This is a genomic window from Nostoc sp. (genome assembly GCF_036917095.1).
GTDB lineage: Bacteria > Cyanobacteriota > Cyanobacteriia > Cyanobacteriales > Nostocaceae > Nostoc.
Map to the genome: position 1 here is coordinate 67,277 of NZ_JBALFH010000040.1, position 13,249 is coordinate 80,525.

Sequence of the window (13,249 nt, forward strand, 5' to 3'; positions counted from 1 at the left end):
TTATCCCATCGCTTTTAAGGCAGGGGGCAGGGGGAGGAAAAGTCGTTTTGATTCTAAAAATTGGACGATCTATTTTTTGGAGTTGCCTAACTAATGCCCCATGCCCAATTACTAATGCCAAATGCCAAATACCCAATGCCCAATTTATTAAACTATGTTTGTTGACTTTTTTATTAAGCGGCCAATCTTTGCGTCGGTCTGCGCGATTATCATCCTTTTAACAGGATTAATCAGTATTCCGTCACTACCGATCGCAAGATTCCCAGAAATTAGTCCCACCCAAATCACTGTAACTTCCAACTATAGCGGAGCTAGTGCAGAAGTCGTAGAAAACGGAGTGACAAATATCTTAGAAAGGCAAATCAACGGGGTTGAGGGACTAAGATATCTCACTTCCAGCAGCAGTAACGATGGTACTAGTACCATTACAGCCACCTTCGATTCATCGCGTGATAAAGATATTGCGGCTGTGGATGTGCAAAATCGTGTTTCTGTTGCCCAACCACAACTACCCGATTCTGTACAGCGCACAGGAGTGCGGGTATCGAAAGAATCTAGCAACATTCTCTTAGCGATTGGTTTATTTGCTGAAAATAAAGAGTACGACAATACATTCTTAAGTAACTATGCCGACCTTTACTTAGCAGATGCCTTAAAAAGAGTCAAAGGTGTGAGCAACGTTCAAATTTTTGGTGAACGCCGCTATGCAATGCGTTTGTGGTTAGATCCAAGCCGCCTTGCCAATCGGGGGCTAACAACTCAGGATGTAGCGAATGCTTTATCTGAACAAAACTTGCAAGTTGGTGCAGGGAGAATTGGACAAGAACCTGCTCCTGAAGGACAAAGGTATCAACTTGATGTGCGTGCTGCTAGCCGATTAGCAGAACCAGCAGAATTTGAAGAAATTGTCCTCAAAACTGGAGATGATGGCACATTAGTCAAGCTCAAAGATGTCGGTAGAGCAGAACTGGGTGCAGAAAACTACAGTTCATTTCTGCGATTTCGTGGTAAAGATGCTGTTGGTTTAGGAATTTATCAGGTTCCTGGTAGTAATGCCTTGGATGTAGCCAAGGGAGTCAAAGCCGAAATTGCGCGATTAGCTCCAAGTTTTCCCCCAGGAATGAAATATCAGGTAGCTTTTGACACGACATCGTTTGTCGAAGAGTCGATGGCAGAAGTGCTTAAGAGCCTGATTGAATCGGTGGTGTTGGTTGTAATTGTAATTTTTGTGTTTTTGCAGGACTGGCGAACTACCTTAATTCCCGCAATTACTATTCCGCTTTCCTTCATTGGGATATTTGGCTTCGTCAAAGTTTTTAACTTTTCAATTAATAGTTTGACTTTGTTTGGTCTGACTTTAGCATCAGGGATGGTGGTAGATGATGCGATTATTGTAGTAGAGCAAATCAGCCGTTTTATTCAGGATAAAGGAATTAGTCCTCGCCGAGCCGCTAGTGAATCAATGAGGGAACTGTTTGGCGCGGTTATTGCCACTTCACTAGTATTGATGGCGGTGTTCATACCAGTGGCGTTCTTTCCAGGAACCACAGGCGCACTTTATCGGCAATTTGCGCTGACGATCGCCTTTTCCATTGCGATTTCGACTTTTTTGGCTTTGACTCTGATACCTTCTTTGTGTGGAGTGTTGCTGCGTCAAGGACAAAGACCTTCAGGCTGGCTGGGTTGGATTTTTGGCCAGATAAATCGCTTTCTCGACTGGGTACAGCATAGTTATAAGCGATCGCTTACCTTTCTCGCACGCATCAAAGGTATTGTGATTGGGTTGTTTATTGTTTCCTTGGGAATGACTGCTTGGCTCTACATGACAGTACCGACAGCTTTTCTACCCGATGAAGACGAAGGTTACTTCATCACAATTATCCAAGGGCCGCAAGGGGTTTCGTTGCAATATACCAGCGATGTGATTGCACAGGTAGAAAAAGAAATTCTGAAAATTCCTGAAGTAGTGGGGACTTTTGCGATCGGAGGATTTGGTTTTAGTGGTAGCACCGCCAATAGCGGCATCATATTTACCACTTTAAAATCATGGGATGAGCGCTCAAAACCCGATCAATCAGTACAGGCGATTATTGGCAGCTTGCAAGGGAAGTTAATGGCAATCCCAGAAGCCAGAGTTTTCCCTGTGAACCCCCCAGCAATTCAGGGTTTAGGCAACTTTGGCGGCTTTGTTTTTCAACTGCAAGACCGCAGAGGTAACAGTGGCTTAGAAAATTTGGTGCAGTCGATGGGTAAGTTGCTAGGTAAAGCTAATCAAACACCAGGATTACAAGCTGTATTTAGCACCTTTGCCGCAGATACACCACAATTGTTTGTGGAAGTAGACCGCAATAAAGCCAAATCATTGCAAGTTTCCATAGATGATGTCTTCAGTACTTTACAAACTGCTTTGGGATCGCAATATGTAAATGATTTCAATCTCCAGCAGCGCAATTACCGGGTGTATATCCAGGCAGATCAACAGCATCGTTCCAACCCAAAAGATATTGAGAAACTATACGTTCGTTCTCAAAAGAATCAAATGATTCCTTTAAGTAACTTAGTCACAGTTACTCCGACTGTGGGAGCGCAAACGATAAATCACTACAATCTGTTCCGCTCAATTGAAATTAATGGTGCCGCCGCCCCTGGCTCTAGTTCTGGAGACGCAATTAAAGCAATGGAACAAGTTGCTAAAGAAGTTTTACCAGCAGGTTATGGCTATGAATGGTCAGGGACTGCATTAGAAGAAATAGATTCTGGTGGTTTAGCACCCCTGATCTTTGGATTAGGATTGGTATTTGTATTTTTGGTGCTAGCTGCTCAATACGAAAACTACATTGACCCCTTTATCATTCTGTTGTCAGTTCCCTTAGCTATTTTTGGAGCGCTTGTAGCTCAATCATTACGGGGTTTTTCTAATGATGTTTACTGTCAAATTGGTCTAGTAATGTTGATTGGTTTGGCTAGTAAGAACGCTATTTTGATTGTGGAGTTTGCTAACCAATTGCGAGATCGAGGTCTTTCGATGACTAAAGCAGTAATTGAAGCTTCACAAGAAAGGTTACGCCCAATTTTGATGACTGCCTTTGCTACTCTTTTAGGAATTTTCCCCTTGGCTAATTCCACAGGTGCAGGAGCAGGTAGTCGTCAATCTTTAGGAACTGCCGTTTTTGGTGGGATGTTAATCGCAACTTTTTTGAGTTTGTTTGTAGTGCCAATTTTGTATATCGTTATTAAGACGACGACAGAGCGCTTTATCAAACCAAATCGGCATCAAGAACTGCAAACAGAAGGTATGTCATTGGATGGGAAAACTGTTGCATATTCAGCAAAAGCTGAGGATTAATTCGTAATTCGTAATTAATTGTTCTCTGTCGTTTAGACACAGTTCGGTTAGCTTGTTTACCCTGCGAAGATCCCCCCAACCCCCCTTAAAAAGGGGGGCTTTTTTTACTATCTATTGCCGCTAACTAACACAGTTTTAGGGATATGTGCAGCATTGTGCCATGATGCTGAGACTGCACTGGAATCATGCGAATGTCCTTGTATTAAGTTATTGCTTTATTTCAGCAATCTTAGACCACTCAGGGTAACTAACACTGTAGAACCTTCATGCCCAATGACGCCGATGGGTAAGTTAATATTTCCTAGAAAGTTGCCTACCAGGAGCAACATAATAAAACCCAATGCTACGACTATATTCTGTTTGACTATGGATTGCGATCGCCTGCCCAAATGCATCGCTACAGAAATTTTTTCTAACCTGTCTGCCATCAGTACTATATCTGCGGTTTCCAATGCCACATCGCTACCAGATATTCCCATCGCTATACCTACAGATGCTTGCGCTAAGGCTGGTGCATCATTAATTCCGTCTCCTACCATTGCCACAGTTTGATACTTTTGCTGTAGACGGCGGATAACATCCAGCTTATCTTCTGGTAGAAGTTGAGCATATACCCGATCGATTCCTACTGCTTTGGCGACACTGCGAGCAGTTTCCTGATTATCCCCGGTTAGCATGACAATTTGTTCAACTCCCAATTCCTTTAACCGGGTAATGGTTGCGGCTGCTTGCGATCTTACTTCATCTGCGATCGCAATTACACCCATAACCTCAAATCCGGCTCCCCTCATCGCTTGCGGGGAGGGGTTGGGGGTGGGGTTCTTCGCTACCCAAACAACAGTTTTACCTTCTCGCTCCAAAGATTGGGCCATTTCTCGCAATTCTTCAGGTAAATTTGTCACATACTTTTGCACAAAAACGGCATTCCCCACAATTACCTGTTGTTCTTGGGCGATTCCCAAAATTCCCTGTCCAGGTATAGCTTGCACTTGAACTGCACCAATCCAATCCAAATCACCAGCCACCTGCACAATTGCTTTACCGATGGGATGTTCTGAATAGGATTCCACGCTAGCAGCAGCTTTTAATACATCAAACTGAGTGTATTCACTAGCTGAAATTACCTGAAATACCTGCACCTGTCCTGTTGTTAGAGTACCAGTTTTATCAAATGCGATCGCTCGGACTTTGCCAATCTTCTCCAACTGCGCCCCATTTTTAAACAAAATCCCCTGTCTTGCACCATTAGCGATTCCCGAAAGCAGCGTGGGCATAATTGCAGCCATTAGCGCACAGGGAGAAGCAACCACCAGGAAAGTAAGGGCGCGATAAATCGTCGTTTCCCAATCCCAACCCCAAAGAAATGGCGGTAAAGTTGCCAGTAATATCCCGGCGACTACAATGACTTTGGCATATCCTTTCTCAAAGCGATCGATAAACTCTTGCGAAGGAGGTGCTTCTGTCTGCGCCTGTTCTACCAAACGAATTACACGCTGAATTAAACTGCTTTGGGCTGGTTTGTGTACCTTAATTTGCAATGCACCATAACCGTTAAGTGTTCCAGCAAATACTTCTTGGCCTACTGTTTTCTCTACAGGTAAAGACTCGCCTGTAATCGCAGCTTGATTGAGGGTGCTGTAACCAGATAAAATTATCCCATCAGTAGGAATTAGCTCTCCAGGTTTAACGACAATCTCATCACCCACCTTTAGCTGACTGATAGGAATTTCCTCTTCCTTTCCCTGAAGCAAAACCCTTGCTGTATCTGGTGTCAGACTCATCAAACTCCTGATACTCCGCTCAGTTCGCTGCATGGCGTAGCCTTCTAGTGCGCCACTGATGGCAAAGATCAGAATCAAAATTGCCCCATCAATAATTAGATGATATTCTCCTCGCCATAAACCGAGGCTAGCAGCACCAATAGCCGCCACAATCATCAGCAAATCTACATCGAGTTCTTTTTCTTTGAAAAGAGTAGTCAATCCTTCCCGCGCACTTTCGTAACCACCAATTACATAAGCAGTGGGTAGCAGCAGGAACGCGAATCCTAAAGCGCCAAGATGTAAGGCGAACCATCCGAGAAATAACAGTAAGCCACACAAAAGGGCTGCTACCGTATCTGCGTGTTCTCTGGTAAATTGGCCCAAACGTTGGGGGTAGAGCATGAGAGGTGAATTTATAGTGACTTTCTCAGGCTAAACCTTGACATTGATGTTAATGTCAAGGATATGGGAGTTAAGAATGAGGAGTAAAATCCTTTTACACTCCTGCATTAAGAGGAAAAATCTATGCTAAAGCGAATTTATATTGATAACTTTCGTGGGTTGGTAAATTTTGAGATAAATTTTGACTCGATTAATCTGTTTCTTGGTGCTAATGGTTCAGGAAAATCAACTGTTTTTGAGTCATTAAGAAAAATTCAAGCCTTTTTAACTATTCATTGTGACGCAGGAGAAATTTTTAAATCTTCTGACTGCACACGCTGGCAGACTTTAGAAATTCAGCGTTTTGAGTTAGAAATTTCTGGCAATGGTGGCGATTATAAATATGAACTTGCTATTGAACATCATATGAAACATAATTGCCATGTTAAATATGAGCGTCTGTATTTCAATAATAATCTTTTATTAAATATTGAGAATGGCAAGGGTCAGCTTGCTAGAGATGATAATTCATATATGTCTGATTTTCCATTCCCTACCTCTCATTCTGCAATATTATTACTAATAGAAAGTGGCAATACCAAACTGAAATGGTTCCAAATGCGGATGGAACGATTAATCATTGTACAAATTATTCCTAGCTTCATGACCAATGGGAGTAAAAAAGAAGAGTTGCAACTGAATTGGAAAATGGAAAATTTTGCTTCTTGGTATCGGTATATTACTCAAGACGAAGCTAAAACAGCAGAGTTAATTAATGTGCTAAAAACATTGTTACCTGGCTTTTTAGGCTTTAGATGGGAATATTTAACCGAAGAGTATGTAACTCTAAAATTGCAGTTTGCAGATGAGGAAGATAAGACAAAAATTATTGATTATCGTTTAAGTGAATTATCTGATGGACAAAAAGCACTTTTTGCTCTTTATACTTTCCTGTATTGTACTCAATCTGAAGACTATACATTATGTATAGATGAGCCAGAAAATTTTTTAGCCCTGCCAGAAATTCAGCCCTGGCTAATTAAACTATATGATTTTTGCAGTGAAGAAAAATTACAAGCTTTGCTGATTTCCCATCATCCAGAACTAATTAATTATCTTTTAGCATCACCTATAGGTTATTGGTTTGAGCGTCAAATCAATAAACCTGTGAAGGTGAAAAAGATTAGTAATGAGTTGGCTGACAATACTGGATTACCCGTTTCAGAATTGATTGCGCGGGGATGGCTGTATGAGCCAGCGTAGAGTACAGATTCTTGTCTTGTGTGAGGATAGGCAACAAGAGGTTTTTGCTCGTTATTTTCTAAAAATACGAGGCTTTAATGGAACAATCAGATTTTTACCTTGCCCAGATGGAAGCCAATCCGCAGAACAGTATGTGCGATTGTGTTATCCAAAAGAAGTGAAAGCATACCGCAGCAAGACAAGCTACTTATCTATTGGGCTGGTTGTAGTGATTGATGCAGACAAAAAAACGGTAGAGGAAAGGTTGAAGCAATTAGATGATGCACTGAAAGAAGATTCACAGCAGATTCGCCAGCCTGATGAAGCCATAGCAATATTCGTGCCAAAAAGAAATATTGAAACTTGGATACATTATTTACGGGGAGAAGCTGTTGATGAAGAAGCAGAATATCCAAAATTTCCTAAAAATGAGTCAGCTTGCAAACCATCTGTAGAAAACTTGGTAAATCAGTGTTAAGCTAATCGGCATTTAAGTTGCATAAAAGCAGGGCTGAAGCCCTTACTACAAGCGAATTATTCTGGAAAAATGAATGACGATTAGCTTACCAAGGCTTAGATGAAAATGCACCGCCATCTCTTCAGGCGGCTTGCGAAGAGTTACAAAGAATTTTACCGTTGCTGGAGTAAATCATGAATGCTGGTTGCTTAACTATTAAAGAACTTACAGATGCAGTAGGAGGCGGTTTAACTCCACGCATGGTGCGACATTATCATCAATTGGGACTGCTGCCGCAACCAGTACGATCGCGCAGCAATTACCGTCTCTACACCAAAACAGATGTTCTCAGGCTGCAACGGATTGTCGCACTCAAGCAGCAAGGGTTTCAGCTAAACCACATCCGCAATATTTTGGAGGTGGAACCAGAAGCCGACACAACTGTTAACCTCATGGGACAACTCCAGCAGCAATATCGCGCGGTGATGCAACAAATTTCTCAACTGCGGCAAACTGCATCAGCATTAGAAGGATTATTGGGGCGCGATCGCCATTGTCAAATTATGCAGGCGGAAGTTTTAGCACAACTCAAGTTACTCGATGTTGAAACTCAAGCTGGATTAGGGGGATTGGATAATCTGTGGAGTGGTTTGGATGCCGAAATTCATAACCACTCGGAAGCTTTTACAGAATCGCTACAACGCTTATTACCCGATTTGTCTCACCGTTCGGAAATTGAACAACACTTAATTTCTCAGTTGGTTTTGGCTTGTGGCGATGTAAGTTTGGTGTCCTTTGTTAAATTGAGTCGAGGTGCGATCGCAGCTAGTCGAGAAGCCTTATCTTCAAGCTGTCAAATTGTTGTCGATACCCAAACGGTTGCTGCTGCTTTGGATAAAACCCGATTATCTCACTTGGGATGCCAGATTGAAACCTTGATTGATAATCCCCATATTACCACCGCCACAGAGGCGGAACTTGCCTTTTGGCAGCATCGAGAATGGCGAGAAAAATTGCAGCAAGTAAGTCAGGGTTGCGTGCTGGTAGTTGGTTATGCTCCCTCAGTACTTCTGGAAGTTTGTGAAGCGATTGCCAAGCAGAAAATTCAGCCTGCACTAGTAATTGGAATGCCCATTGGCTTTAGCCATGCTCCCGCAGCCAAGCGACAACTGATGCAACAAGGGATACCTTATATTACAGTTGAAGGAACTTTGGGAGGTGGCGCTTTAGCTGCAACTGCCCTAAATGCTTTGGTGGAGTCACTGATTGATAAGCCAGATTGTCATTGTTATCTCAAATGAGTGCTGAACAATGAGTATTCAGTCAAGACAGGAGGATACTCAGTACTCAGCACTACAGAAAATAATATTGTTAAATAATATTGAATTTGCTACACTTTACCAGTTTTAGTAATTCAATAATTCATAATTGTGGCCAATCAGCTACCAACTTGGTATAAGTTGCAATATAACTTGGAAAAATTTATATTAAACAGACTCTGGCGATTAGAGTATAAATTATCATGCTATACAAGTTACGAAGTATAAATCAATATAAGTGCGTGGAAGGAATTAGAAGTAAAGATAACTCAGATGTATAATTAGCGCGTCTCCTCCATAATCTCTAAAAAGATAGCGATTGTAGGACTGGCAGCCTTTCTATTTTTTACTTTAATAATGGGCATATGTGGCAACAAGAAAAAAAAGATACTTCAATAATCAGGCTGGTATTATGGGTTGCCTTAGCTACGACCCCGATGGCAGCAATGGTGGTATCAACACCGATACTGGCACAATCTACACCTGAAGCTACCTCTTTTCCACTGCCACAAACAGTGCAGAATGGCACGACAGTGCGGATTGATGGTTCAAGTAGCTTGGGTGCAATCAACCAAAGCCTGAAAGAAAGTTTTGAAAAACAATTTTCCGGCACAAAAGTTGAAGTTGCTGCCAACGGCACTGGTACGGCACTGAAAGAATTGCTAGATGGCAAAATCGACATAGTAGCAATGGGGCGTGGGTTAACGCCAGCAGAAAAAGCCCAAGGACTGGAGCAAGTTCGCTTGCTTCGTGAGAAAATTGCGATCGTGGTTAGTGCAGATAATCCTTTCAAAGGAAGCTTGACCAGCAGGCAATTCGCCCGCATTTTCCGGGGAACAATTACAAATTGGTCACAAGTGGGAGGGCCTCCAGGGAAGATTCGGTTAATCGATCGCCCGAACACAAGTGAGACTCGCGATACTTTTCGTGCTTATCCAGCCTTTAAGGCTGCTGAATTTGCAACAGGGGCCAATGCTACCCAAGTAAGTGAGGATAATACCGCAGAAATTATCAAACAATTGGGGAAAGATGGCATCAGCTATGTCTTAGCTAATCAGGTGTCGAAACTGCAAGGTGTGCGAGTTCTACAATTACATCAAGCCTTGCCAGATGATGCTAGATATCCCTTCTCGCAACCTTTAGTTTACGTTTACAAAAAAAATCCGAGCTTGGCCATAGTCGATTTTCTCGGTTTTACCCTAGCATCGCCAGGACAGAAGGCTATAGAACAAGCTAGAACTGCTGAAGCGCAGGCGATCGCAACCAGCGTATTACAACCTGTTGTCACCCCTACCCCTGCTGCCCAGACGACACCTGCTGATACGTCTTCCCCTAGTCCCACTCCTTCTGTATTTGGCGAACAGCCCTTTGTCGCTCCTGGTGCACAAAGCAGCCCAATTGTCAACAAGGAAACACCATTTTGGTTGCTGCTACCTTTGCTTTTTACAACTGTAGCTGGAGCTTTACTATGGTGGACTTTTGGAAAACGCCCGTCGTCTGCTGAGAAAACAGACAACTTACCAGAATCAAATCCTCATCCACCCAGCATAGAAGATGGAGAAATGGCGGTGCTCGATGCTAGCACAGCTCCCCCCGTTTACGGAGCGATGCCTGAAGAGCAGCTAGTGCCGCAGTTGCAACAAGAAACCCCCGATCGCACTCCTTTCAACATCTATGCTCAAACAGAATCCGATCTGTCCCAAAATGCTACTCAGGGGACATCAAATTTAGTACAAGAGGCAACTAATGGCACCTCTAACTTCTATGAAGGCACAACTTCAGATGTAGCTAATGGATCGGAAAATAACAACTTGGGAGCCGCAGCTTTAACTGGTGGTGCTGCTCTAGCAACCGGAATCGGAGCGGCTACTTGGTCTGCCTTTAGCAACAAAGAAACAGAACCAAACGCGATTGATGAGACAGTCGAACGAAATAATTATCCCCAGAGCAACACTCCTGAATCTGATGAAGTTGCATGGGACATAGAAGCCCCAGCGGCTGTAGTAAATACTTCATATCCTCACCTGGCTAATATTCCAGAAGAGGCATCTGATGTGGAACTACCTTTATCTGAGGAGACAGCCCCACTCTCAGAATTACCAGATGTGCCAGAAGTAACATCTGATTTTGGCTATTGGGACACAGAACTTGGTGAAGATCGAATAGATGACGAACTTCAGGCAGAATTGAACTGGCTAGAGAGTATCACCTCAACTGAAGATACAGCCTTAGTAGATGATTTGCCGTTACCATCTGAGCAAGTGGCAGCAGATGTGGAACCCTCAGTAGCAGAAACCTCCTCACTGTACGTGCCATTACCATCTGAGGAAGTGGCAGCAGATGTGGAACCCTCAGCAGCAGAAACCTCTTCACTGTACGATTTACCGCTACCATCTGAGGAAGTGGCGGCAGATGTGGAACCTTCAGCAGCAGAAACATCCTCACTGTACGATTTACCGTTACCATCTGAGGAAGTGGCGGCAGATGTGGAACCCTCAGCAGCAGAAACACCCTCACTGTTCGATTTGCCAGAATTGCAAGAAGATGTATTGAATGTGGTTGCCGACGCAGCCGAACCCACAGCCGATTTGGTAGAGGAAAAATCTCAAGCAGAGCCGACTAGTGGGGAAAGTGTCGCTGAAACTGACTCCACAGATTTTGCCGCCGCTGCTGTAATAGCAGGCGCAGGGATTGGAGCCTGGGCTACCATTGCATCAGATGCCCAAGGACAAACTAATACTACGGTTGACCATGTGCCAATTGCAGCCGAAACGGTAGATGCAGATGAACAGAGCACTGTTGTGCTCACACCGTATACTTATACATCGGCTCATGTATCTTGGGAGATTTCCGAACTCAAGAAAGCAGCACTGCGCCAACAGGGCGGCTCTCAATTGGTAGTGCGGCTCTACGATGTGACTGGGATTGACTTGAGTTATCAAACTCCCCAGCTTGTAAAGCAGTATGAATCTGAGGAGACAGCACACGATCGCTTTGTGAATATTCCCGTCAGCGATCGCGACTACATAGCTGAAATTGGCTATATCGCTGATGGCGATGCCTACGGCGGTAAACTACGTTGGTTATTCATCGCCCGTTCAGCGATTGCTCGTGTCTTCAGTCCCGTCCATTCAGATCCGATTGTGGATGAAACCGCGATTGGTTTGGTAGATGCAGATGAAGAGAGCAGTATTGTGCTCACACCGGAGACTTCGACATCAGCTCATGTCTCTTGGGAGATTTCCGAAACCAAGAAAGCAGCACTGCGCCAACAAGGCGGCTCTCGATTGATAGTACGGCTCTACGATGTGACTGGGATTGACTTGAGTTATCAAACTCCCCAGCTTGTAAAGATGTATGAATCTGAAGAGACAGCAAACGATGGATTAGTGGATATTCCCGCCAGCGATCGCGACTATATAGCTGAAATTGGCTATCTTGCTGAGGACGATCGCTGGTTATTCATTGCCCGTTCAGCAGTTGTTCGTATTTTCAGTCCTGTCCATCTAGATCCCATAGTTGATGATGTGGCGATTGTGGATGAAACGGCTCTTGACTTGGTAGATGCCCAAGAAGAAAGCAGTATTGTGCTCGCAGCGGATACTTCTACATCAGCTCGTGTCTCTTGGGAGATTTCCGAAACCAAGAAAGCAGCACTGCGCCAACAAGGCGGCTCTCAATTGGTGCTGCGGCTCTATGATGTAACTGGGATAGACCTGAGTTATCAAAGTCCTCAGCTTGTACAGGAGTATGAATGTGAAGAGACAGCACACGATCGCGTTGTAGAAATTCCCATCAGCGATCGCGACTACATAGCTGAAATTGGCTATGTCGCTGATGGCGAACGCTGGTTATTCATCGCTCGATCGGCGATCGTTCGTGTCTTCAGTCCCGTCCATACAGATGCCACAACAGATCCCACCGTTGGAAATGTAGGGTTAACAAGGGAAGCAGCTATTGGCTTGATAAATGCCCTAGAAGAGAGCAGTATTCTGCTCGCGCCCCGCACTCCCAAGTGGGCTTATGTCTCTTGGTACATTTCCAAAGCTCAGAACGAAGCGCTGCAACAACAGGGCGGCTCCCAATTGGTAGTGCGGCTCTACGATGTGACTGGGATTGAGCTGAGTAATCAAAGTCCTCAGCTTATACAGCAGTATGAATGTGAAGAGGTAGCACGCGGTCGCTTTGTGGCTATTCCCGTCAGCGATCGCGACTACATGGTTGAAATTGGCTATATCGCTGATAGCGATGCCTACGGCGGTAAACTAAGCTGGTTACTCATAGCTCGTTCAGCCAACGTTCGGGTTTCCAGTCGTCCCCACGGAGATTTTTGGTTTGTGGCAGATGCCGAGTTGATTATTCACGGAGCAACCCAACCAAATACAACTGTAAACATTGCCGGTCATACCATCAAAATTAAACCGGATGGTACTTTCCACTTACGTCTTCCCTTTTCAGATGGTTTAATTGACTATCTGATAACGGTAGCTGCTGATGGGGAATCCACTAGAACTATCCATAAGAAGTTCTTCCAGGAAACTTCCGAAAGCTAACAATTACCTTGAGTTATTCTCTCTAACCCTATGCTCCTTAAAAGGGGAAAATAGGGTTAGAGACTTGCACCACTAAGACAGATGTGCTTTAAAAAAATGAAACCTAAAAGAAGTAAGGTCAGAATACTAAGTCGCACATCGCATAACCTCCTGTAATCAGGGAACTCCAAAAAATAAATTATCCAATT

6 protein-coding genes are annotated in these 13,249 nt (G+C 43.8%); 5 read left to right on the forward strand and 1 reads right to left on the reverse strand.

From position 1 onward, the window contains the following. Positions 1-154 precede the first annotated feature (154 nt). Positions 155-3,346, forward strand: coding sequence for an efflux RND transporter permease subunit (locus V7L01_RS19805; protein ID WP_335037599.1), 3,192 nt, complete (start codon positions 155-157; stop codon positions 3,344-3,346). A 215-nt stretch (positions 3,347-3,561) separates the two neighbouring features. On the opposite strand, the gene V7L01_RS19810 is transcribed toward V7L01_RS19805, so the two are convergent. Beyond that, positions 3,562-5,511 carry a heavy metal translocating P-type ATPase gene (locus V7L01_RS19810; protein WP_335037601.1) on the reverse strand — a complete coding sequence of 650 codons (1,950 nt, stop codon included), beginning with the start codon at positions 5,509-5,511 and terminating at the stop codon, positions 3,562-3,564. A gap of 123 nt (positions 5,512-5,634) precedes the next feature. Here V7L01_RS19810 and V7L01_RS19815 point away from each other — a divergent pair, with 123 nt between their 5' ends. The 4 genes from V7L01_RS19815 to V7L01_RS19830 all read left to right on the forward strand — a co-directional run bounded on the left by V7L01_RS19815 (position 5,635) and on the right by V7L01_RS19830 (position 13,061). Further along, entirely contained in the window at positions 5,635-6,753 is a 1,119-nt protein-coding gene (locus tag V7L01_RS19815; RefSeq protein ID WP_335037603.1) for an AAA family ATPase, read from the forward strand. Then, a complete protein-coding gene (locus tag V7L01_RS19820) occupies positions 6,740-7,210 on the forward strand; it encodes a hypothetical protein (RefSeq protein ID WP_335037605.1) in 471 nt (156 codons plus the stop codon). Before V7L01_RS19815 ends, V7L01_RS19820 begins: the two co-directional genes overlap by 14 nt. 173 nt (positions 7,211-7,383) lie before the next feature. After that, positions 7,384-8,490 carry a precorrin-8X methylmutase gene (locus V7L01_RS19825; protein ID WP_335037607.1) on the forward strand — a complete coding sequence of 369 codons (1,107 nt, stop codon included), beginning with the start codon at positions 7,384-7,386 and terminating at the stop codon, positions 8,488-8,490. Between the two features lie 383 nt (positions 8,491-8,873). Then, positions 8,874-13,061, forward strand: a complete 4,188-nt coding sequence (locus V7L01_RS19830; RefSeq protein WP_335037609.1) for a DUF4912 domain-containing protein — start codon at positions 8,874-8,876, stop codon at positions 13,059-13,061. Positions 13,062-13,249 lie beyond the last annotated feature (188 nt).

Coding starts and splice junctions, on each gene's coding strand:
- V7L01_RS19805 (WP_335037599.1), top strand. CDS start 155: ATGTTTGTTGACTTTTTTATTAAGCGGCCAATCTTTGCGTCGGTCTGC.
- V7L01_RS19810 (WP_335037601.1), bottom strand. CDS start 5,511: ATGCTCTACCCCCAACGTTTGGGCCAATTTACCAGAGAACACGCAGAT.
- V7L01_RS19815 (WP_335037603.1), top strand. CDS start 5,635: ATGCTAAAGCGAATTTATATTGATAACTTTCGTGGGTTGGTAAATTTT.
- V7L01_RS19820 (WP_335037605.1), top strand. CDS start 6,740: ATGAGCCAGCGTAGAGTACAGATTCTTGTCTTGTGTGAGGATAGGCAA.
- V7L01_RS19825 (WP_335037607.1), top strand. CDS start 7,384: ATGAATGCTGGTTGCTTAACTATTAAAGAACTTACAGATGCAGTAGGA.
- V7L01_RS19830 (WP_335037609.1), top strand. CDS start 8,874: ATGTGGCAACAAGAAAAAAAAGATACTTCAATAATCAGGCTGGTATTA.